Origin of the sequence: Streptomyces sp. NPDC028635 (genome assembly GCF_040637635.1) — a bacterium.
Lineage (GTDB): Bacteria > Actinomycetota > Actinomycetes > Streptomycetales > Streptomycetaceae > Streptomyces.
Genome location: NZ_JBEZWX010000032.1, coordinates 61,069 through 81,256 on the forward strand (window position 1 = coordinate 61,069; position 20,188 = coordinate 81,256).

The window sequence follows — 20,188 nt, forward strand, 5'->3', positions numbered from 1 at the left end:
CCGGGGCGCGCGCGTTCACGCGCGCCCCGGAGACGGCTGCCGTGGATCCCGCTCGGATCCACGGTTCCCGGCCGGGAGCCGTCCCTCTCGGCCGGAGACTTGGGGGGATCAGCCCTGGGCGCTGATCCGGGCGAGGCGCTGTGCTTCCTCGCGGGTGGAACGGGCGACGGCGTCCTCGTCGACGGTGAGCAGGCGCCCGTCCTCCACGATCTGCCGGCCGTTGACGAAGGAGGCGGTGACCGGGGCGGCCGCGCCGAAGACCAGCGCGGTCACCGGGTCCGCGATGGACGCGTGGGCGAGGGTGTCCATCCGCCACAGCACCAGGTCGGCCAGCTTGCCCGCCTCCAGCGAGCCGATCTGGTCGGCCCGGCCGAGCACCCGCGCGCCGCCGTGGGTGCCGAGGCGCAGCGCCTGGCGGGCGTTCAGCGCGGCCTCGCGGTGTGCGCCGAGGCGGTTGATCAGCAGGGCGTTGCGCAGCTCGGTGTGCAGTTCACCGGACTCGTTGGAGGCGGTGCCGTCGACGCCGAGGCCGACCGGGACGCCCGCGGCGAGCATGTCGGGGACGCGGGCGATACCGGCCGCGAGGCGGGCGTTGGACGACGGGCAGTGGGCGACGCCGGTCTTCGTCCGGGCGAACGCGGCGATGTCGGAGTCGGTCATGTGGACGCAGTGCGCCATCCACACGTCCTCACCGAGCCAGCCCGTCGACTCGAAGTAGTCGGTGGGGCCCATGCCGAACAGCTCGTGGCAGAACTTCTCCTCCTCCACCGTCTCCGAGCCGTGGGTGTGCAGCCGCACCCCGAGGCGGCGGGCCAGCTCGGCGCCCTGCCGCATGAGTTCGGTGGACACGGAGAAGGGCGAGCAGGGCGCGACGGCCACCTGGGTCATCGCGTCGAAGGAGGCGTCGTGGTGCTTGCGGACGGTGTCCTCGGTCGCCGCAAGCGCGCCGTCCAGCGTCTCCACCGCGAAGTCCGGCGGCAGCCCGCCGTCCTTGACGCTGCGGTCCATCGAGCCGCGGGCCAGCGTGAAGCGCACCCCCATCTCGGCGGCGGCCTTGACGATCGCGCCGGACAGGTCACCGGAGCCGTGCGGGAACACGTAGTGGTGGTCCATGGCGGTGGTGACACCGCCGCGGGCCATCATGGCGAGCGATCCCTGCGCGGCCGAGTAGCACATCGGCTCGTCGATGCGCGCCCACGTCGGGTACAGCGCGACCAGCCAGTCGAACAGATTGTGGTCGGTGGCCAGGCCCCTGCTGATCCACTGGTAGAAGTGGTGGTGCGTGTTGACCAGACCGGGCGTGGCGAGATGACCGCTCGCGTCGATCCGGCGCACCACGTTCCGCAGGCCCTCGGGGGCCTTGCCGGCGCCGACCGACTCGATCCTGTTCCCGGCGAGGACGAGATGCCCCGACACGTGCTCGGTGTCGTCCGCGTCCACGGTGGCGATCGCACAGTTCTCGATGACGATGCGCTGCGCTGCCGATGCTGCCATCGCGCTTCCTTGTCTTTCAGTGACGGCCCGTGGACGCAGGTGGGTCCACGGGGAGGGCACGGCAGGACCCTAGGAAGATTTGAGTGCCGGAGCGGTCTGGCTGCTCCGGGTGCCGAGATGGTGGAAGAAGAGGTTGAGCAGGACCGCGACGAGCGCGCCGGCGCTGATGCCGGAGCCGAGCACCGTCTGGGCCCAGGCGGGGAAGTCGGCGTAGAAGGTGGGGGCGGCGAGCGGGATGATGCCCGCGCCGAGCGCCACGGCCACCAGGATGATGTTGGAGCTGTCGTCCAGGCCGGCTTCCGACAGGGTGCGGATGCCGCTGACGGCGATCGAGCCGAACAGCACGATGCCCGCGCCGCCGAGGACCGGCATGGGGACCAGGGAGACGACCGCGCCGAGGACCGGGAAGGCGCCGAGGACCAGCAAGGTGGCGCCGGCGACGGCGACGACGTAGCGGCTGCGCACCCGGGTCAGCGAGACGACGCCGACGTTCTGGGCGAAGGCCGAGGTGGGGAAGCCGCCGAAGACCGGACCGAGCAGGGTGGCGATGCCGTCGGTGCGCAGGCCCCGGGTGATCGTCCTGGCGTTCGCGCGGCGGTCGCAGATCTCGCCGAGGGCGAGCATGCCGGCGCTGGACTCGGTCATCAGCACCAGCATCACGATGCACAGCGACAGGATGGCCGCGGGCTGGAACTCGGGCGTGCCGAAGGCGAACGGGGTCGGCAGCGCCGCCACGGGCGCCGACTTGAAGGCGGTGAAGTCGGCCATGCCGAAGGGGATGGCGACCAGGGTGCCGACGAGCAGGCCGAACAGCAGGGCGACCTGCTTGACGAAGCCCCTGCCGAAGCGCTGGATCAGCAGGATCACGGCGAGGGTGAAGCCGGCCAGCGCGAGGTACTTCATGGCGCCGAAGTCCGCGGCGGTCTTGTCGCCGCCCTGCGCCCAGCTGACGGGCACGGGCATCAGGGTGACACCGATGAGCGTGATGACGACGCCGGTGACCAGCGGCGGGAAGAAGCGCAGGAGCCGCCCGAAGAAGGGCCCGACGGCCAGGCAGAAGACACCGGCGACCATCACCGCGCCGTAGATCGCGGGGAGTTGGTGGCCTTTGTCGTTGGTCTCGGCGATCGCGAGGATCGGCGCGATGCCGGCGGAGGAGGCGGCGTTGACGAAGGGCAGCCGGTTGCCGACGAAGCCCTTGACGCCGATGGTCTGCAGGATGGTCGCGACGCCCGCGATGAGCAGGGACGCGGCGATCAGGCGGGTGCGGGCCGCGATGTCGAGACCGCAGGCCTGGCCGATGATGAGCGGAGGAGTGACAACGCCTGCGTACATGGCGGCGATGTGCTGGAGCGCGGCGGGGACGAGCCGCGAGAGGTGGAGCTTCTCGTCCACCGGGTGCACGGACGTGACGGCGTCCTCGGTGTGCACCGGCGGGGTGGAACAGGAGCCTTTCACCGGCTCCATTGCAGGCTGTGCCATTGTGTTCCCTCCGGTGTGGCGTGTCCCCGGGCCCGGCGGCCGGGTCCGGGGACACGCGCCCCGCGTCAGAGGTTGGTCATGTCGACCGGGATGAGCTGCTCAGCGCCGTCCCGCAGGATGGTGGCCTCGATCAGGCCGTAGGGGCGGTCGGCGGCGTAGTACACGGCGCCGTCCTTCGCCTCGTTGTCGATCCCGAAGGGCGACAGGTCCGAGCGGAAGTGGTGCTTGTTGGGCATCGAGAAGCGGATCTCGTCGACCTCGTCGCGCGAGTTCAGCACCCGCACGCCCATCTCGAAGAGGGTCTGCTGGAGCGAGTACGAGTAGGTCTCGGCGAACGCCTGCAGCGCGTGCTTGCGCACCCCGTTGTACGAACGGTCCCAGTCCGGGGCGTGCGAGTCGATGCCGTCCCAGTTGTGCCGCCACCAGGTGGAGACGGTAGTGGCGAGGATCCGGTCGTAGTCCTCCTTCAGGGTGGTGTACTTGTCCTTCAGGTAGCCCCAGAACTCGGAGTTCGTCGTGTTCAGGACGGTCAGGTCCTTGAACCCGGAGAGCACCTGGATGCCGTGGCCGTCGTAGGTGATCTCCGCGACGCGGGTCTCCTGGCCCTTGCGGACGAAGGAGTGCGCGATCTCGTCGGAGCCGACGAAGCGGGCGCCGGACTGCGAGGTCTCGATCCGCTCCCAGCCGTACTCCTCGACGCGGATGCGGGCCCGGCTGATGGAACCGGTGTTGTCCACGAAGTGGCGGGCGAGCTTGATTCCGAAGTCCTCGGAGCTCTCGATCCCGTGCTCCTTGGCGAACGCGTACACCGTGTTCTTGGTGGTGTCGGTGGGCAGGACGTTCGCGTTGGAACCGCTGCGGTGGACCTCCTCCATGTCGCCGGACAGGGCGACGGAGACGTTCAGGTCCTTGATGTGGTGCGTGTCGCCGTCACGCGTGATCTTTACGACGCGGTTCTCTGCCTTGCCGTACTGGTTCTGTCCCAGGACGAAACGGGTCATGGTGTCGGTCAGCTCCCTCGGTAAACGGAGTAGCCGAACGGGTTGAGCAGCAGCGGAACGTGGTAGTGCTCACCGGGCACCACCGCGAAGGCGATGGATACCTCGGGGAAGAACACCGGCCGGCTGTTCTCGCTGTCCCGGAGCGCGGGGGCGTCCTGCTGGGCCGCGGCTTGTTTCTTGGCGAAGTACGTCTCGGTGTCGAAGTCGAGCCGTACGTGTGTGGTCCCCTCCGGCAGGGCCGGGAGGTCCTTGCACCGCCCGTCCGCGTCGGTGGCCGAACCGCCGAGTGCCTGCCAGTCCGCGTCGGGCCCGGAGCGGGCCGACAGGTGGACGGCGACGGCCTCGGCGGGCCGGCCGACGGAGGTGTCCAGGATGTGCGTGGACACCGAGGCGGTGGTGCTGGTGCTCATGGCTGCTGTCAGTCCTCTTCGACGAGTCGTGCCAGTCGGATGCGGTTGATCTTGCCCAGCTCGGTGCGGACGATCTCCCGCTCCTGCTCCGGCGAGTTACCGATCCGCTCCTTGACGGCATCCCGCATCTGCTCACCGGTCCTGCCGGTGGCGCAGATCAGGAAGACATGGCCGAACTTCTCCTGGTAGGCCAGGTTCAGTTCGAGCATCTCCGCCCTGAGCTCCTCGGATGCGCCGGCCATGCCGCGCTGTTCCCTCTCGGAGGTGGGATCCCCCGGCTTGGGGCGGCCGATCGGCGGGTGCCCGGCCATGGCCTCCTCGAGGTCCTTCGCGGTCAGCTCCGCCATGGCGGCGTCGCTGGCTGCGTAGAGATCTTCGAGGGCGGCATAGGGGCGGGCGGCCAGCAGCCGCTGCGCCCATGCCGTGGAGCTGCACGCCTCGAGGAGCGCGGCGCGAGCCGTGTCGTCCCCAGAGGCGTTGAAGCGGGCCAGGCCCGGCGGCGTGGAAGTCGAAGTCACGGGTGCCTCCGTGGCCTTGTGCTGAACGGGCTGCCGATAGCTAACGCCCTCCGAAACACGACGTCAACAGTTTGTTGAAAATTCGGCGTAACAAATACGACGCCTTGACGAACGGCTCCCTGCGGGGTGTCGGAGCCGGTGCCCTGCGGGGTGAGCGAGGGTGCCCTGCCGGGCGCCGCGCCGATGCCGGACGCCGTCCGGGGCCGCCCCGGCCCGGCTCCGGCCCCGGTACGACGGGCCCCGGGCCCGGGGGGGGGGGACGACAGGGCCATGGTCCCGCACCCGCGGGGACACGGCACGAGCCGGGCCGCGTCCGCGCCCGCGCAGGGGGTGCCGGATGCCCCGGACGCCCTGTCGGGGGCCTGGGCCCGGTGCGGGCGGGTCGAGGCGGGGCCCGGCGGGGGCAGGCCGTGGCGGGGGCCCGGCGGGGGCAAGCCGTGGCGGGGGCCCGGCGGGGCAGGCCGGCAGACCACATCCGCCGGCCTGGCCGGCCGCGACTCCGAGCCAGCCTCCTACCGAGCCGGACGGACCCGAACCCGGCTGCCTGCTGGTACACGCGGGCGCTCGCGCCTGAGGGGGCGAGTGGGCCGCGGTCGCGGACCGGCAGGGCACGGGTGCACTCATGTCCGGCGAGGGCCGGGTGGACCAGGGAACTGTGGCGGGACCCAGGCCGCGGAGCGGCCCGTGCCCGGAGAGGGCCACGCCGGTCAGGACGCCGGGGACTGCTGGGCGCAGGGCGCCCCTGCCCGGGAGGGCGACGTAGACGGGGAGCCTGGCCTGCCGGGTGCGGGGCGCCCCTGCACCGCGAGGGCCCCGTGGCCGGGAGACCTCGGCGCAGGGCGCCCGTGCCCGGCGAGGGCCACGTAGCCAGGGAACCCGGCCGTCAGTGCGCGGGGCCGCCCGGCAGGGTCAGGGGGAGCCGGTACGCGGCGGGACCGCGTGACGTACAGGCCATACCGGCCACCGGCGCACCCGGCGGGTGCGAGTGGGGCGAGGGGCCAAGGCCTACGAGCGCAGCCGCGGGGCGGCCCGTGTGGAGTGACGGGCCGGGGGCCCGCTGGGCGGGCGACAGTGGCAACGGGCTGGGGGCTTGCGGGCGCGGCGCAGCCCCGCGGGGCGGCCGGGTGGGGCGGCGGACTGCTCCTGCGGGCGTCGGCTCGCAAGGCGGCCGGGGGCGTGACGGCCCGGGCTCGCGGGTGCCGTCGCGGGGCGGGCGGGTGGGGTGACGGGCTGGGCCTAGGCGCAGCCGGGGGCGACCGGGGCGGGCGGGTGGAGGGACGCGCCCCCGGCCTGCGGGCGCAGCCTCGCGGGGGCGTCGGGCGAGCGGAGCGGTTATGTGGACTTTTGGCGGTTGAGGTAGTTGTAGACCGTGAAGCGGCTGACGCCGAGGGCGCCGGCGACGGTTTCCACGCCGTGGCGGACCGAGAAGGCGCCGCGGGCCTCGAGTATGCGGACGATCTCCTGCTTGGCCTTGCGATCCAGGTCGGCGAGCGGCATGCCCTTGCGGCGCTCCATCGCGGCCAGGATGTGGTCGAGGGAGTCGGCCAGCTGCGGCAGCCGTACGGCGACGACGTCCGCGCCCTCCCAGGTGAGCACGACGTCGTCGGGACGGGCCTCGTCCGGCGGCATCATCTCGCCGCCGATCGCATCGACCAGCGGCTTCACGGCCGCGATGAACGGCTCGTCCCCGGTACCGGTCACTCGTCCTCCCCGATCCCGTCGATCACGTTGACCTGCAGCGAGATGCGGGTGGCGCCGGCCGCGAGCGACTTGCGCAGCAGCGCGTCGACCGCCGTGAGCACGGCGTCGGCGTCGCCCTCCGCCGTGTTCCCGAACGGCCCGACGTCGACGGCGTCCAGCTCGGCCGCCTCGACGACCTCGCGGGCGACCACGGCATGCGGCGGCGCCTCGTCGAGATCGAAGGGCTCGGTCGTGAACTCCACTCTCAATCGCACGCGCACAACCTAACGCCCGCCGCGCGTTTTCGTGCAGCCCCGGAGAACACCGCTCCGGCCCCGGCCCGCCGGGCCCGGAGCGACCCGTCCGCCGCCCCGAGGAGCAGGTCGGAAGGGTCCACCGGTCGGGCCCCTCTTGACAACCGGCTACACACGACGGCAATCTTCCATTACGCAGAAACGAACTTCCGTAATACGGAAACTCGACTAACGGAAGGGAGCGCGGCCCCAGATGGGATTCGCAGACCAGCGCTTCAACGTCAACCTGTCGATCCTCTTCACGGAACTCCCGCTCCTGGAGCGTCCCGCGGCCGCCGCCGCGGCCGGCTTCACCGCGGTCGAGCTGTGGTGGCCCTGGATCGAGACCCCCGCCCCCGAGCAGTCCGAGCTCGACGCCCTGAAGAAGGCGATCGAGGACGCGGGCGTACAGCTCACGGGCCTGAACTTCTACGCCGGCCAGCTGCCCGGCCCCGACCGCGGCGCCCTCTCGGTGCCCGGTGAGGAGTCGGAGAAGTTCCGCGCCAACATCGACGTGGCCATCGCCTTCGCCCAGTCCCTGGGCTGCACCACGTTCAACGCCCTGTACGGCAACCGCGTCGACGGCGTGGACCCGGCCGAGCAGGACGCGCTCGCCCTGGAGAACCTCGTGCTCGCGGCCCAGGCCGTCGGCCGGGTCGGCGGCACGGTCCTGATCGAGGCCCTCAACCAGCCCGAGTCGCCGAAGTGCCCGATCGTGAGCGCGCCGAAGGCGATCGAGATCGTCGACAAGGTGAACGAGGCCACCGGTCTCGGCAACGCCAAGTTCCTCATGGACCTGTACCACCTGTCCATGAACGGCGAGGACCTGCCGTCGGTCATCGAACAGTACGCGGCCAAGACCGGCCACGTGCAGATCGCCGACAACCCGGGCCGCGGCGCCCCCGGCACCGGCTCGCTGCCGCTGGAGGACCTCCTCGACCAGCTGACCAAGGCCGGTTACGACGGCTGGGTCGGCCTGGAGTACAAGCCGGGCGACAAGCCCAGCGCCGAGGCCTTCGAGTGGCTGCCGCGCGAGGCCCGCGCCGCCCGCTGACACCCGGGGCGCCCGTGAAGCCGGCGCCACCTCACAGACGTAGCACAGCAGTTAGAGAGGCACCCCCGATGAGCAACCTCCCCAAGATCGCCTGGATCGGCCTCGGCATCATGGGCTCCCCCATGTCCGAGAACCTGATCAAGGCGGGTTACCAGGTCACCGGCTTCACCCTCGAGCAGGACAAGCTCGACCGCCTGGCCGCCGCCGGCGGCACCGCGGCCGGCTCGATCGCCGAGGCCGTCAAGGACGCCGACGTCGTCATCACGATGGTGCCCGCCTCCCCGCAGGTCGAGGCCATCTCCTACGGCCCTGACGGCATCCTGGAGAACGCCAAGTCCGGCGCCCTGCTGATCGACATGTCCTCGATCACCCCGCAGACCTCCGTGGACCTGGCCAAGGCCGCCAAGGACAAGGGCATCCGCGTGCTGGACGCCCCGGTGTCCGGCGGCGAGGCCGGCGCCATCGAGGCCGTGCTGTCGATCATGGTCGGTGGCGAGCAGGCCGACTTCGACCAGGCCAAGCCGATCCTCGAGGCCCTCGGCAAGACCATCGTGCTGTGCGGTCCGCACGGTTCGGGTCAGACCGTGAAGGCCGCCAACCAGCTGATCGTCGCCGTGAACATCCAGGCGTGCGCCGAGGCCGTGGTCTTCCTGGAGAAGTCCGGCGTCGACCTGAAGGCCGCGCTCGACGTCCTCAACGGCGGCCTCGCCGGCTCCACCGTGCTGACGCGGAAGAAGGACAACTTCCTCAACCGCGACTTCAAGCCGGGCTTCCGCATCGACCTGCACCACAAGGACATGGGCATCGTCACCGACGCCGCCCGCAACGTCGGCGCGGCCCTGCCGGTCGGCGCCGTGGTCGCCCAGCTGGTCGCCTCGCTGCGCGCCCAGGGCGACGGCGGCCTGGACCACTCGGCCCTGCTGCGGGCCGTGGAGCGCCTCTCCGGCGCCCAGGTCTGATCCAGGGCCGACCCGGATCCGACCCAGGTCCGACCCTCCCGGATCTTCCGGGCCGTGGCGGCGCCGACACCTGTCCCGTCGCGCCCACGCGCCGCCACGGCCCGGAACCATGCATACCCACCACTTCAACAAAACGTTGAAATTGACTTCAACAAACTGTTGACGCTCCTGGTCGGGCGTCCCTACGCTCACTGCACCGTCACCAGGCCTCAGCAGTCCCGTTCGGAAGGTCCACATGTCGAAGCGCGTGCTCACGACCGAGTCCGGCGCCCCCGTCGCCGACAACCAGAACTCCGCCTCCGCCGGCGTCGGCGGGCCGCTCCTGATCCAGGACCAGCAGCTCCTGGAGAAGCTCGCGCGCTTCAACCGCGAGCGCATCCCGGAGCGTGTCGTGCACGCCCGCGGTTCCGGCGCCTACGGCCACTTCGAGGTCACCGACGACGTCACGGGCTTCACCCACGCCGACTTCCTCAGCGAGATCGGCAAGCGCACCGAGGTGTTCCTGCGCTTCTCCACCGTGGCCGACTCGCTCGGTGGCGCGGACGCCGTCCGTGACCCGCGCGGCTTCGCGGTGAAGTTCTACACCGAGGAGGGCAACTACGACCTCGTCGGCAACAACACCCCGGTGTTCTTCATCAAGGACCCGATCAAGTTCCCCGACTTCATCCACTCGCAGAAGCGCGACCCGTTCACCGGGAAGCAGGAGCCGGACAACGTCTGGGACTTCTGGGCCCACTCCCCCGAGGCCACGCACCAGATCACGTGGCTGATGGGTGACCGCGGCATCCCGGCGTCGTACCGCCACATGGACGGTTTCGGCTCGCACACCTACCAGTGGACGAACGCCAAGGGTGAGGCCTTCTTCGTCAAGTACCACTTCAAGACGAACCAGGGCATCCGCTGCCTGACCGGCGAGCAGGCCGCCGAGCTCGCGGGCAAGGACCCCAACTCGCACCAGACGGACCTGCTCCAGGCCATCGAGCGGGGCGTGTTCCCGTCCTGGACCCTCTCCGTGCAGATCATGCCGGCGGCCGAGGCGGCGAACTACCGCTTCAACCCGTTCGACCTGACCAAGGTGTGGCCGCACAGTGACTACCCGCTGCAGCGCGTGGGCCGCCTGGTGCTGGACCGCAACCCGGACAACGTCTTCGCCGAGGTCGAGCAGGCCGCGTTCTCCCCGAACAACTTCGTGCCGGGCATCGGCCCGTCGCCGGACAAGATGCTCCAGGGCCGTCTGTTCGCCTACGCGGACGCCCACCGCTACCGCCTGGGCGTGAACCACACGCTGCTGCCGGTCAACTCGCCGAAGGCGGTTCCGGGCGGCGCCCGCAACTACGGCCGCGACGGCTTCATGGCGCTGAACGCCCAGGGCCGCGACGCGAAGAACTACGAGCCGAACTCCTACGACGGCCCGGTCGAGACCGGCCGCCCGCTGTCGGCTCCCCTCGCGGTCTCCGGTCACACCGGCACCCACGAGGCCCCGCTGCACACCAAGGACGACGACTTCTTCCAGGCCGGTGAGCTGTACCGGCTGATGTCGGAGGAGGAGAAGTCCCGCCTGATCGCGACCATCGCGGGCGGCCTGTCGCAGGTCTCCCGCAACGACGTGGTCGAGAAGAACCTGGCCCACTTCCACGCCGCCGACCTCGAGTACGGCAAGCGCGTGGAGGAGGCGGTCCGCGCCCTGCGCGAGGACTGATCCTCAAGGCCATGAGGCTGCGTCCGGACCCGGCGGGGAGGCCGGGATCCGGACGCGCAGGACCCGCCGCCACGCGATCCGGATGAGGGGTGATCGCGGGGCACGGCGGGCAGGGCGAGGACCGCGGCGGCGTGCGAGCCAGTGCGGTGGTGAAGGAACGTGACGTGACTGCCGACGTGAGGCAGGTACGTCCGGCTCCGTCGCATCCGCCGCGGTCCCAGCCACTCCCCTCCGGGGGCGCACGATCCAACGGGGCGCTTGCTCCGGCGGGGCACTCGCCCCGTGGCCACCGTGCGGGTTCGGTGCTCCGACGAAGCCCGAACCCCGGTGGCCGTAGAGCCCTTGTGGGCCCACAGACTCCGTCCGGCGGCGCGAATGTCCTGTCGCGCCCAGTCTCGCGCCGTCGGGCGGCCACAACCGAAGATGCCTCACCGGCCGAGCGGCGCCGGATGCGGACGGTCCCGCATCCGGCGCCGCTCGGCGTTTTCCGTGCCGTCCGGTGCCGCCCCGTGCCGTCCGGTGCCGCCCGGCGTTTCCGGGGTGCGGTGGCGTCGGGGCGGCAGCAGCCTTGAGACATGACGCACGCAACGCAGCACCCGCACGTCGTGGTGCACCCGCCGGCGCTGGACGGCTCGCGGCGGGTCACACAGGGTGACGAGACGCTGGGCGTCGCCACGCACATCGACGACGTCGCCGAGATCCTGCGGCTGGCCGACCTGTACGTCACCGACGTGGCGGAGAGCGACTTCGTCGAATGGCAGGGCGGCGGCCCCGACGACTGGCCGGGCCTGTCGGAACACCACGAGTCCACCGGCGACGTACGCCAGGGCCCGTAGCCGGTCCGCGCCCCCTCCGATCCAGCTCCGGACCGGCCCCACGGAGGCTTCGGCCCCCGGCGGGCACGTACGGCTCAGACGCCGCTCCCCGGGGCGTTCTTCCGGGCCCCACGCGGCCGCCTTGGCGCGGGCCGGGGCGCGTGCCGCCGTCACCGTGGTCGCCCTGCACCCGTGGGGCGGCGTCGACGCCCGGTGGTCGGGGACCGGGCCCAGGAGCGGGCGGGGCGGGGGCAAGGCGGCCGTGCGGCACCCCTGGAGAAGGCCGTACGCACCGCCGTCCGCCGGGCTGCCGGACCCCCGGGAGTTGCCCGGGCCCCACGGTGCGGCGAGCCCTGTGACGGCGGCGGGCCGTCCTCGCCGCGCCCGCTGCCACCGCGCCGTACCGTGCCGCAGGCCGGCTGCTCGCCGAGGTACGCGAGCAACATCCGCTCCCGCGAGCCCCTGACCGCGCTGCCGCCGCGGTTCTCCGGTACGGCGGGGCTGACACGCCGCAACGCCCTCGCGGACGAAGGACTTTTCCCCTTCGGCACGGATCAGCGGCCTGCGGGTGATCACTGCCGACCATGCCTCCTACGACCGGGGCGCCGACGGCATGCCGTACGGCCACCCCGGCGGCCACGATCATGACCGCCCCCAGCCCGGCGGCCACCACCCCGGCGGTCACGACCGAGGCGGCGGCAGCCGGCGGCGGCTTCGGCTGACGGGCGGTGTCCCGGAACCCGGGTACGCCGAAGGGCGGCCCGTCCCCCCCACGGAACGGACCGCCCTTGCTCGGGCCGGTGTGTCAGACCGGTGTGTCAGGCCGCGGTCGTCAGACCTTCAGCGGCTTGATCGACGTCGGCGCGTGGCCCGGCTCGGTGGCCAGGTCCTCGAACTCGCTGATGTCGCTGATGTCCATGGTGCGGCTCATCGAGATGTTGGTGATCCGCTCCAGGATCGCCTCGACGACGACCGGCACCTGGTACTCGGCGGCCAGCTTCTTCGCCTGCTCCAGGGCCGCGCCCAGCTGGTCCGGCTCGGTGACCCGGATCGCCTTGCAGCCCAGGCCCTCGGCGACCTTGACGTGGTCCACGCCGTAGACGCCGATCTCGGGCGAGTTGATGTTCTCGAACTCCAGGTTGACCTGGAAGTTGATGTCCAGGCCGATCTGCGCCTGACGGATCAGGCCCAGGTAGGAGTTGTTCACCAGCACGTGGACGTAGGGGACCTTGTGCTGGGCGGCGACGGCCAGTTCCTCGATCATGAACTGGAAGTCGTAGTCACCGGAGAGCGCGACGACCTGGGCCTCCGGGTCGGCCTTGGCGACGCCGATCGCGGCCGGAATGGTCCAGCCGAGCGGGCCGGCCTGGCCGCAGTTGATCCAGTGGCGCGGCTTGAAGACGTGCAGCATCTGCGCGCCGGCGATCTGGGAGAGGCCGATGGTGGTGACGTAGCGCGTCTCCGGGCCGAAGGCCTTGTTCATCTCCTCGTACACGCGCTGCGGCTTCATCGGCACGTTGTCGAAGTGCGTACGGCGCAGCAGCGTCGCCTTGCGCTCCTGGGTGGAGGCGACCCACTCACCGCGGTCGGGGAGCTTGCCCTCGGCCTTCAGCTCCTTCGCCACCTCGACGAACAGCTCCAGCGCGGCCTTGGCGTCGGAGACGACACCGTAGTCCGGCGGGAAGATCTTGCCGATCTGGGTGGGCTCGATGTCGACGTGGACGAACTTGCGCTCACCGCGGTAGACGTCGAGCTTGTAGCCGGTGTGACGGTTGGCCCAGCGGTTGCCGATGCCGAGGACGAAGTCCGACTCCAGGAAGTTGGCGTTGCCGTAGCGGTGCGAGGTCTGCACACCGACCATGCCGGCGTTCAGCTCGTGGTCGTCGGGCAGCGCGCCCCAGCCCATCAGGGTCGGGATCACCGGGGTGTTGGTCAGCTCGGCGAACTCGACCAGCAGGTCGGCGGCGTCGGCGCCGATGACGCCACCGCCGGCGACGATGACCGGGCGCTCGGAGGCGAGCAGGAAGGAGATCGCCTTCTCGATCTGCGCACGGGTGGCGGTCGGCTTGTACACCGGCAGCGGCTCGTACGTCTCGGGGTCGAACTCGATCTCGGTGAGCTGGACGTCGATCGGCAGGTCGATCAGGACCGGGCCGGGACGGCCGGAGCGCATCAGGTGGAAGGCCTGCTGGAAGACGCCGGGGACCTGCGCGGCCTCCAGGACGGTCACCGCCATCTTGGTGACCGGCTTGGCGATCGAGGCGATGTCGACGGCCTGGAAGTCCTCCTTGTGGATCACGTGGGTGGGCGCCTGGCCCGTGATGCACAGGATCGGGATGGAGTCACCGATCGCGGAGTACAGACCGGTGATCATGTCGGTGCCGGCGGGGCCGGACGTACCGATGCAGACACCGATGTTCCCGGGCTGGGTCCGGGTGTAGCCCTCGGCCATGTGGGAGGCGCCCTCGACGTGGCGGGCGAGGGTGTGGTCGATCCCGCCGCCCTGCTGCAGCGCCTTGTAGAAGGGGTTGATCGCTGCGCCCGGCACACCGAACGCCTGGGTGACACCCTCGCGCTTGAGGATCTCGACTGCCGCACGGGCAGCGGTCATACGAGCCATGGAGTTACTCCTGCTTCGGCTGTCGGATTCGCTCTCCCCGTCGCGCCCTGCGGTGAGTTCGTGTCCGCGTCCAGTCCAGCTCCGCCGTCCGGTGTCCGGGCCTTCCCGGACTTCCGTATTGCGGAAACTAATTTCTACTATCTGGAAGCAATGTAAGGGGCCGGACGAAGACCGTCAAGAGACGGACAGAGGGTGGACAGGTGGAGGACCATGGGAGCGCCGAGCCGACGCGACGCCTGGGAGGGGGCCATGCCCGAGAGCGTTCCGGTGCGCTGCCCGTCCTGCCGACGCGAGCGGCGCTTCACCGTGCCGGTGTATCCCTGCGCGTGCGGCGCGCCCGTCGCACCGCCGCTGGACCCGCGCGGGACACCCACCGCCGTGACGCACCGGGTGTGGGACGAGGAGTGGGTGTCGCTGCGCTGCGGGGCGTGCGGGCGCGAGGGCGAGTGGCCGCGACCGGAGCTGGGATGCCCGTGCGGCACGGTGGTGCGGGTTCCGGTGGCGGGCGGTGCGCCGGGGCCCTGGGACGAGGTCGTCGCTGCCGCGCGGCTGCTGCACCGGCTCGGCCACCGCGACGTGCGCCGGGCCCGCCGGTGCCCGCCGAAGGGCATCGGCCTGGTCGCCCCCGGCCTGGTGGCCCATGTCGACCCGGGCGGGCGGCCGGCCTCGCTGCGGGACGTGGAGTGCCTGTGGCTGACGGCGATGATCCGCTCGGCGCGGGGCGTCCACTTCTCCCGGGCCGGTTACACCGCCGACGCCCGCGCCCGCGCCGACAGCCTGGACATCCCGTTGTTCACGCTGGACGCGGCGCACACTCCCCGCGCGGTCAACGACGCGGCCCGCGCCTTCACGGCACCGGGGACGGCGCCCTGAGCGCGGTCGGCCCCACCTGGTCGCGAGCGCGGACAGGGGCGCCTTCGACGCGCCTGCCCGGACGGCAGCGCGCGCCGTGCGTGCCATGCCCTGCGCGGGGAGCGTGCCCTTCGCGCCCCGCATGGCGAGGGTGCCCTGCGTGCCCTGCCTGCCGTGCGCTCAGCGCCCGGCCCGGCGGCGGCGCCAGTAGTGCACGGTGACCGCGCTCAGCAGCGGGCCCCAGGCCAGCAGGGGCAGGTAGCAGGCGTTCATCAGCCACAGCCCCCACCTCGTGACGTCCATCTCGCCGTGCAGGGTCGTCCACACGAACAGCACGCCGTAGACGGTGCAGGCGAGGGCGCCGAGACCGGCCGGTACGACGGCCGCGAGCACGGGGACCGGGCGGCCGCCCAGGCCCGGCAGCCACCGCGGCCATCTCTCGCCCCACGGGCGGACCAGTCCCAGGGTCAGCGCGGCCAGCGCCTCCTGCATCAGGGACAGCAGCGGCAGCGCCAGGTAGCCCCAGCCGGGGAGCATCATCGCGTCGTACTCCGAGTCGCCGAGCCCGAGCGGAACACCGAGCACTACGGCGAGGCGCCACAGCCCGGAGGGCAGGTTCACCCAGACGACGGCGGCGGCCGCCCGCCGCGCCCAGGGGGGTACGGGCGCGGCGGTGCGGGGCTTCACGGCGGCGGGTTGCGTGGCGACGGCCATGGGGGGCTCCTTCGCGTCGGGGGCGTGCGGTGACGCACCCGATGCTGTCGCCCCCGCCCGCCCCAGCGCGTCCGACCGCGGGCCGAACCCCGCTCCCCCGTGCGGCGGAGGACGGCTCAGCCGGCGTACCTCTGCCGGAGTTCCACCTTGCGCACCTTGCCGGACACCGTCATCGGGAAGGCGTCGAGGAGCTGGAGCCGGCTGGGGATCTTGTAGTGGGCCAACTGCCCCTCGCAGAAGGCGCGGACGTCCTCGAGGGTCGGCGGGTCGGCCGGGTCGCGCGGGATGACGCAGGCCAGCACCTCCTCGCCGTACTTCTCGTGCGGGACGCCGACGACCTGGACGTCGCGGATCTTCGGGTGGCCGTAGAGGAACTCCTCGATCTCGCGGGGGTAGATGTTCTCGCCGCCCCGGATGATCATGTCCTTGATGCGGCCGACGATCTCGACGTAGCCGTCCTCGCGCATCACCGCGAGGTCCCCGGTGTGCATCCAGCGCCCCGCGTCGATCGCCTCGGCGGTCTTGTCGGGCTCCTGCCAGTAGCCGAGCATCACGCTGTAGCCGCGCGTGCACAACTCCCCCGCCGAGCCCCGGGGTTGAGTGATCCCGGTGGCCGGATCGACGATCTTCACCTCGATGTGCGGCAGTACGCGGCCGACGGTGCCGGTGCGGTGCTCCAGGTCGTCGTCCATACGGGTCTGCAGGGACACCGGGGAGGTCTCGGTCATGCCGTAGCAGATGGAGACCTGCTCCATGTGCATCTCGGCGACCACCCGCTTCATCACCTCCACCGGGCAGGGCGAACCGGCCATGATGCCGGTGCGCAGCGAGGTGAGGTCGTAGGCCGCGAAGTCGGGCAGGTTCAGCTCCGCGATGAACATGGTCGGCACGCCGTACAGCGAGGTGCAGCGCTCCTGCTGGACCGCCTCCAGAGTGGCCTTCGGGTCGAAGGACGCCGCCGGGATCACCATGCACGCGCCGTGCGAGGTGGCCGCCAGGTTGCCCATGACCATGCCGAAGCAGTGGTAGAAGGGGACCGGGACGCAGATCCGGTCCTGCTCGCTGTAGGCGATCAACTCTCCCACGAAATACCCGTTGTTGAGGATGTTGTGGTGGGAGAGGGTGGCCCCCTTGGGGAAGCCCGTCGTGCCCGAGGTGTACTGGATGTTGATGGGGTCGTCGCAGGACAGGGCCTCGTACGTCACGTCCGGCGCGGCACGGGAGAGCAGCGCCTGCCAGCTCGGGTCACCGATGTACACGACCTCGCGCAACTCGTGACATCTGCCGCGCACTTCGTCGACCATCGCCCGGTAGTCGCTCGTCTTGTGGCTGAGGGAGGCGACGAGCAGCCGGACGCCGGACTGGTTGAGGACGTACTCGACCTCGTGGGTGCGGTAGGCCGGGTTGATGTTCACCATGATCGCGCCGATGCGGGCGGTGGCGTACTGGACCAGCACCCACTCCGGGCAGTTGACGGCCCAGATGCCGACCCGGTCGCCCTTGGCGATCCCGCTCGCGGCCAGTGCCCGCGCCAGCGTGTCGACGTCGGCGCCGAACTGCGCGTAGGTCCAGCGCCGGCCGGACGGCACGTCGACGAGCGCCTCGCGCTCGGGCCAGGTCGCGACGGCCCGGTCGAGGTTGGCGCCGATGGTGTCGCCGAGCAGGACCGTCCCGCTCGTGCCGTGCGTGTAGGACAGCGCGGTCACCGGAAGTCCTCCTCGCGGTACTCGTCGTCCGAGCCCGCGGCCGTGGCCTCGCGCAGCTCGATACGGCGGATCTTCCCGGACACCGTCTTCGGCAGCGCGCCGAACTCCAGCCGCCTGATCCGCTTGTACGGCGCCAGCACCTGACGGGAGTGCTCGAAGATCACCTTGGCGGTGTCGGGGCCGGGCTCGTACCCCTCGGCGAGCACGACGTACGCCTTCGGCACGGCCAGCCGCAGCTCGTCCGGCGCGGGCACGACCGCCGCCTCGGCGACCGCCTCGTGCTCCAGCAGGGCGCTCTCCAGCTCGAACGGGCTGATCTTGTAGTCGCTGGCCTTGAAGACGTCGTCGGCCCGGCCCACGTAGGTCAGGTAGCCGTCCTCGTCCCGGGCGGCGATGTCGCCGGTGCGGTAGTAGCCGCCGGCCATCGCCTCCGCCGTACGGTCGGCGTCGCCGTGGTAGCCGGTCATCAGGCCCACCGGGCGCTCGGAGAGGTCCAGGGCGATCTCGCCCTCGGGGGCGCCGGGCGCGCCCGAGACCGGGTCGAGCAGTTCGACGCGGTAGCCGGGGCTGGGCCGGCCCATGGAGCCGGTCTTGAGGGGCTGGCCCGGTGTGTTGGCGACCTGCACGGCGGTCTCCGTCTGTCCGAAGCCGTCCCGGATGGTGCGGCCCCAGGCGCGCCGCACCTGCTCGATGACCTCGGGGTTGAGCGGCTCGCCGGCGGCGACGACCTCGCGGGGCGGGGTGGCCAGCTGGCTCAGGTCGGCCTGGATGAGCATGCGCCACACGGTCGGCGGGGCGCAGAACGTGGTCACCCCGGCCCGGTCCATCTCGGCCATCAGACGGGCTGCGTCGAAGCGCGTGTAGTTGTGGATGAAGACGGTCGCCTCGGCGTTCCACGGGGCGAAGAGATTCGACCAGGCGTGCTTCGCCCAGCCCGGCGAGGAGATGTTCAGATGCACGTCGCCCGGCTTCAGGCCCACCCAGTACATGGTCGCCAGGTGCCCGATCGGGTACGAGGTGTGGGTGTGCTCGACCAGCTTGGGGCGGGCGGTGGTGCCGGAGGTGAAGTACAGCATCAGCGGGTCGTCGGCGCGGGTCGGGCCGTCCGGGACGTATCCGGCGGGAGCCGCGTAGCCGTCCTCGTACGGCTCCCAGCCCTCCGTGGGCAGGCCGCCGACGCTGATCCGGGTGTAGGCGCCGGGCACCTCGGCGAACTTCTCCGTGTCCTCCGCGCGCACGATCACGTGCTTGACCCGGCCCCGCTCCACCCGGTCGCGCAGGTCGGCCGGGCCCAGCAGCGGGGTGGCCGGGATGACCACGGCGCGCAGCTTCATCGCGGCGAGCGCGGTCTCCCACAGCTCGGCCTGGTTGCCGAGCATGACCAGCACCCGGTCCTCGGCGGCAACGCCGCGGTCGCGCAGCCAGTTCGCGACGCGGTCGGAGCGGTCGGACAGCTCGGCGAAGGACAGCCGGGTCTCGGTGCCGTCCTCCTCGACGATGTGCAGCGCCGTGCGGTCGTTGCCGTCGGCGATGACGTCGAACCAGTCGAGCGCCCAGTTGAAGTACTCGGGCCGGGGCCAGCGGAAACCCCCGTAGGCGCCTGCGTAGTCCTCGCGGTGCTCCAGCAGGAAGTCCCGTGCCCTGCGGAAGTCGTCCGTCGCCGTCATCTGTCCTCCTGTGTGCCGGACCATTGCCGGGCGGCTCGGGTACATCGTGTAATCCGTGATGCAGGTCTCACTACCCCCGAACGGGGGTGGGGGCCTCGAATCAGCCGCAGTGAGGGGTCGAGCAGGTGACAGCGGACACGTCCGACGTGGTGGAGATTCGCGGTGCGCTGGCGCGGCTGCGGCGCGGCACCGGGCTGCCGGTGGCCTTCGGCGGGCTGGTGGACGCCGGGCACCGCCGGATCCGGATCAGCGAGCTGAGCGGCAACGACACCTCCGCGCTGCGCTCGCTCGCGGTGACCTCCGGCAACGGGCTGGGCGGCAAGGCGGTGGCGCTGGCCCGGCCCTGCGCCGTGTCGGACTACTCCTCGTCCCGGCAGATCAGCCACGAGTACGACGCGGCCGTCGCCGAGGAGGGACTGCGGTCGGTGCTCGCGGTCCCGGTGGTGGTACGGCGGCGGGTGCGCGGGGTGCTGTACGGCGCCCTGCGGAGCGCTCAGCCGCTGGGTGACCGGGCGCTGAGCGAGGCCGTGGCGGCGGCGCGGGACGTGGAGCAGGCGCTGGTGGTGCGGGACGAGGCGGGCGAGCTGCGGGAGCTGGTGGAGGCGGGCGCGCGTGCGCCGCAGGCGCGCTCCGCGGGGGGCTGGGAGCAGGGTTTCGTGGGGGGCTGGGAGCAGGTGCGGGAGGCCCACGCGGCGCTGCGGGCGCTGGCCCCGCGGATCGCCGATCCGGCGCTGCGGGCGGAGCTGCTGGGGGTGTGCGGGCTGCTGGCGCCGGGGGCCGGGGCGCCCGCGGTGACGCTGGCTCCGCGGGAGCTGGACGTCCTGGCGTGCGTGGCCGACGGCGCCACGAACGCGGTGATCGGTGAGCGGCTGGGGTTGCGTGCGGAGACGGTGAAGTCGTATTTGCGCTCGGCCATGCGGAAGCTGGGGGCGCATACCCGCGGGGAGGCGGTGGCGGCTGCGCGGCGGGGTGGGCTGTTGCCGTAACGCGGCGTGCGGGGTGCCTGCGGCGCTGGGTGCGGGGTGCCTGCGGCGCTGGGTGCGTTGTCGTCTGCGGGTTCGTTGTGGCTGGTCGCGCCGTTCCCCGCGCCCCTTTTGTGCCTGCGGCGGCCCGTTGCCGTCCGGTGGGTGGTTGCGGTCGCGCCTGCGGCCGGTGGGTGGGTCGGGGCCGGGGTGGGGGGTGTCCGTCCTCGGTCCGGCCGCCCGTCACTCGATACGGCGCCCT

General features: G+C 71.7%; 18 protein-coding genes. 7 read left to right on the forward strand and 11 right to left on the reverse strand.

Annotation, left to right across the window (positions count from 1 at the left end; all coding sequences use genetic code 11):
* Positions 1-108: 108 nt before the first annotated feature.
* From AB0E88_RS27370 to AB0E88_RS27400, 7 genes are all read right to left on the reverse strand, one after another.
* On the reverse strand, positions 109-1,494 hold the full coding sequence (locus AB0E88_RS27370) for an 8-oxoguanine deaminase (RefSeq protein ID WP_361635680.1): 1,386 nt from the start codon (positions 1,492-1,494) through the stop codon (positions 109-111).
* 69 nt (positions 1,495-1,563) lie between these two features.
* Positions 1,564-2,976 carry a nucleobase:cation symporter-2 family protein gene (locus tag AB0E88_RS27375; protein ID WP_361635683.1) on the reverse strand — a complete coding sequence of 471 codons (1,413 nt, stop codon included), beginning with the start codon at positions 2,974-2,976 and terminating at the stop codon, positions 1,564-1,566.
* A 65-nt stretch (positions 2,977-3,041) separates the two neighbouring features.
* Positions 3,042-3,977 carry a factor-independent urate hydroxylase gene (gene pucL / locus AB0E88_RS27380; protein WP_361635686.1) on the reverse strand — a complete coding sequence of 312 codons (936 nt, stop codon included), beginning with the start codon at positions 3,975-3,977 and terminating at the stop codon, positions 3,042-3,044.
* Between the two features lie 8 nt (positions 3,978-3,985).
* A complete protein-coding gene (gene uraH / locus AB0E88_RS27385) occupies positions 3,986-4,387 on the reverse strand; it encodes a hydroxyisourate hydrolase (RefSeq protein WP_361635689.1) in 402 nt (133 codons plus the stop codon).
* Between the two features lie 8 nt (positions 4,388-4,395).
* Positions 4,396-4,905 carry a 2-oxo-4-hydroxy-4-carboxy-5-ureidoimidazoline decarboxylase gene (gene uraD, locus AB0E88_RS27390; protein ID WP_361635692.1) on the reverse strand — a complete coding sequence of 170 codons (510 nt, stop codon included), beginning with the start codon at positions 4,903-4,905 and terminating at the stop codon, positions 4,396-4,398.
* Positions 4,906-6,237: 1,332 nt separating this feature from the next.
* Positions 6,238-6,606, reverse strand: a complete 369-nt coding sequence (locus AB0E88_RS27395; RefSeq protein ID WP_361635695.1) for a helix-turn-helix domain-containing protein — start codon at positions 6,604-6,606, stop codon at positions 6,238-6,240.
* Complete coding sequence (locus AB0E88_RS27400) at positions 6,603-6,860, reverse strand: hypothetical protein (protein WP_361635698.1); 258 nt, start codon at positions 6,858-6,860, stop codon at positions 6,603-6,605. The genes AB0E88_RS27395 and AB0E88_RS27400 overlap by 4 nt, the downstream gene beginning before the upstream one ends.
* Positions 6,861-7,092: 232 nt before the next feature.
* Between AB0E88_RS27400 and AB0E88_RS27405 the strand changes: the two genes are divergently transcribed.
* The 5 genes from AB0E88_RS27405 to AB0E88_RS27425 all read left to right on the forward strand — a co-directional run bounded on the left by AB0E88_RS27405 (position 7,093) and on the right by AB0E88_RS27425 (position 12,127).
* Positions 7,093-7,932 carry a TIM barrel protein gene (locus tag AB0E88_RS27405; RefSeq protein ID WP_361635701.1) on the forward strand — a complete coding sequence of 280 codons (840 nt, stop codon included), beginning with the start codon at positions 7,093-7,095 and terminating at the stop codon, positions 7,930-7,932.
* Positions 7,933-8,000: 68 nt separating this feature from the next.
* The gene (locus AB0E88_RS27410; RefSeq protein ID WP_361635704.1) at positions 8,001-8,891 is read left to right on the forward strand and encodes a 2-hydroxy-3-oxopropionate reductase; all 891 of its coding nucleotides are present in this window, start codon (positions 8,001-8,003) and stop codon (positions 8,889-8,891) included.
* 235 nt (positions 8,892-9,126) lie between these two features.
* On the forward strand, positions 9,127-10,590 hold the full coding sequence (locus tag AB0E88_RS27415; RefSeq protein ID WP_361635707.1) for a catalase: 1,464 nt from the start codon (positions 9,127-9,129) through the stop codon (positions 10,588-10,590).
* 575 nt (positions 10,591-11,165) lie between these two features.
* Complete coding sequence (locus tag AB0E88_RS27420) at positions 11,166-11,426, forward strand: hypothetical protein (RefSeq protein WP_361635710.1); 261 nt, start codon at positions 11,166-11,168, stop codon at positions 11,424-11,426.
* Between the two features lie 563 nt (positions 11,427-11,989).
* Complete coding sequence (locus AB0E88_RS27425; RefSeq protein WP_361635713.1) at positions 11,990-12,127, forward strand: hypothetical protein; 138 nt, start codon at positions 11,990-11,992, stop codon at positions 12,125-12,127.
* A 110-nt stretch (positions 12,128-12,237) separates the two neighbouring features.
* Here the strand turns inward: AB0E88_RS27425 and gcl are convergent, their stop codons facing one another.
* On the reverse strand, positions 12,238-14,025 hold the full coding sequence (gene gcl, locus AB0E88_RS27430) for a glyoxylate carboligase (RefSeq protein ID WP_361635716.1): 1,788 nt from the start codon (positions 14,023-14,025) through the stop codon (positions 12,238-12,240).
* A gap of 249 nt (positions 14,026-14,274) precedes the next feature.
* Here gcl and AB0E88_RS27435 point away from each other — a divergent pair, with 249 nt between their 5' ends.
* A complete protein-coding gene (locus AB0E88_RS27435) occupies positions 14,275-14,898 on the forward strand; it encodes a hypothetical protein (protein ID WP_361635720.1) in 624 nt (207 codons plus the stop codon).
* A 159-nt stretch (positions 14,899-15,057) separates the two neighbouring features.
* Here the strand turns inward: AB0E88_RS27435 and AB0E88_RS27440 are convergent, their stop codons facing one another.
* The 3 genes from AB0E88_RS27440 to AB0E88_RS27450 all read right to left on the reverse strand — a co-directional run bounded on the left by AB0E88_RS27440 (position 15,058) and on the right by AB0E88_RS27450 (position 18,964).
* Complete coding sequence (locus AB0E88_RS27440; RefSeq protein WP_361635723.1) at positions 15,058-15,591, reverse strand: hypothetical protein; 534 nt, start codon at positions 15,589-15,591, stop codon at positions 15,058-15,060.
* 116 nt (positions 15,592-15,707) lie between these two features.
* Positions 15,708-17,297, reverse strand: a complete 1,590-nt coding sequence (locus tag AB0E88_RS27445; RefSeq protein WP_361635726.1) for an AMP-binding protein — start codon at positions 17,295-17,297, stop codon at positions 15,708-15,710.
* Complete coding sequence (locus tag AB0E88_RS27450) at positions 17,294-18,964, reverse strand: AMP-binding protein (RefSeq protein ID WP_361635729.1); 1,671 nt, start codon at positions 18,962-18,964, stop codon at positions 17,294-17,296. Before AB0E88_RS27450 ends, AB0E88_RS27445 begins: the two co-directional genes overlap by 4 nt.
* Before the next feature lie 125 nt (positions 18,965-19,089).
* On the opposite strand from AB0E88_RS27450, the gene AB0E88_RS27455 reads away from it, so the two are divergent.
* Positions 19,090-19,950: a LuxR C-terminal-related transcriptional regulator gene (locus AB0E88_RS27455; RefSeq protein ID WP_361635732.1), complete on the forward strand. Its 861-nt coding sequence runs from the start codon at positions 19,090-19,092 to the stop codon at positions 19,948-19,950.
* Positions 19,951-20,188 lie beyond the last annotated feature (238 nt).

Bases quoted from the DNA above. Each gene is read 5' to 3' on its own strand.
- AB0E88_RS27405 (WP_361635701.1), top strand. From the start codon at position 7,093: ATGGGATTCGCAGACCAGCGCTTCAACGTCAACCTGTCGATCCTCTTC.
- AB0E88_RS27415 (WP_361635707.1), top strand. From the start codon at position 9,127: ATGTCGAAGCGCGTGCTCACGACCGAGTCCGGCGCCCCCGTCGCCGAC.
- AB0E88_RS27375 (WP_361635683.1), bottom strand. From the start codon at position 2,976: ATGGCACAGCCTGCAATGGAGCCGGTGAAAGGCTCCTGTTCCACCCCG.
- AB0E88_RS27450 (WP_361635729.1), bottom strand. From the start codon at position 18,964: ATGACGGCGACGGACGACTTCCGCAGGGCACGGGACTTCCTGCTGGAG.
- AB0E88_RS27435 (WP_361635720.1), top strand. From the start codon at position 14,275: ATGCCCGAGAGCGTTCCGGTGCGCTGCCCGTCCTGCCGACGCGAGCGG.
- AB0E88_RS27440 (WP_361635723.1), bottom strand. From the start codon at position 15,591: ATGGCCGTCGCCACGCAACCCGCCGCCGTGAAGCCCCGCACCGCCGCG.
- gcl (WP_361635716.1), bottom strand. From the start codon at position 14,025: ATGGCTCGTATGACCGCTGCCCGTGCGGCAGTCGAGATCCTCAAGCGC.
- uraH (WP_361635689.1), bottom strand. From the start codon at position 4,387: ATGAGCACCAGCACCACCGCCTCGGTGTCCACGCACATCCTGGACACC.
- AB0E88_RS27410 (WP_361635704.1), top strand. From the start codon at position 8,001: ATGAGCAACCTCCCCAAGATCGCCTGGATCGGCCTCGGCATCATGGGC.
- AB0E88_RS27425 (WP_361635713.1), top strand. From the start codon at position 11,990: ATGCCTCCTACGACCGGGGCGCCGACGGCATGCCGTACGGCCACCCCG.
- AB0E88_RS27370 (WP_361635680.1), bottom strand. From the start codon at position 1,494: ATGGCAGCATCGGCAGCGCAGCGCATCGTCATCGAGAACTGTGCGATC.
- pucL (WP_361635686.1), bottom strand. From the start codon at position 3,977: ATGACCCGTTTCGTCCTGGGACAGAACCAGTACGGCAAGGCAGAGAAC.
- AB0E88_RS27420 (WP_361635710.1), top strand. From the start codon at position 11,166: ATGACGCACGCAACGCAGCACCCGCACGTCGTGGTGCACCCGCCGGCG.